General features: G+C 34.5%; 2 protein-coding genes. Both read right to left on the reverse strand.

The annotated features are described in order from the left end of the window. Positions 1–161 precede the first annotated feature (161 nt). Positions 162–395 (reverse strand): DNA helicase, encoded by a 234-nt coding sequence (locus UU7_RS17980; protein WP_083846032.1) that lies wholly within the window; start codon positions 393–395, stop codon positions 162–164. Between the two features lies 1 nt (position 396). Further along, a partial coding sequence (locus UU7_RS19280; protein ID WP_425480528.1) for an XkdQ/YqbQ family protein occupies positions 397–534 on the reverse strand: 138 nt, incomplete at its 5' end.

Consider the following 534-nt stretch of genomic DNA (forward strand, 5'->3'; position numbering starts at 1 on the left):
GTACTCATATCGCTCTGTGTTGAGCACCTTATATACGGCTTGCTTTAACGCTTCTAATCCGTCTACAAATCCCTGTATTCTGTTACCTATTATCCTATACGTACGATTCGTTTGAGTCATATTCTCAGTAGTAAACTCAATACTTAGAGATGATCTTGGTGTCATTCTTGGATCACCTCCAAAATGTAAAACTGTTGTCCACCATGGTTACGAAGTAATCTAACCTTTTGACCAATAATAAGGCTTTTTTTAAGATTACCAACAATTAGTTCCATAGGTACAACTAATTTATCGCTAATTCTTATTCCGTTATTTTCAACTGTGCCAACTTGCAAAGAGCATAATTTGATATTATCGAGATAATTTTGTACTATAGTTTTAATTTCGTTAATCACTTTATATAGCCACCTCCACTGTCATAATGTGGACGGGTATAAATTCATGGGTTACAGATTTTACTATTATTCTTTTATTAAGCGCTATATCTTCTATTCGTCCAAAAAAGCTATTCCCTGCACGAACTCTAACATCTCC

The sequence above is a fragment of the Rhodanobacter spathiphylli B39 genome (assembly GCF_000264295.1).
Taxonomy (GTDB): Bacteria; Pseudomonadota; Gammaproteobacteria; order Xanthomonadales; family Rhodanobacteraceae; genus Rhodanobacter; species Rhodanobacter spathiphylli.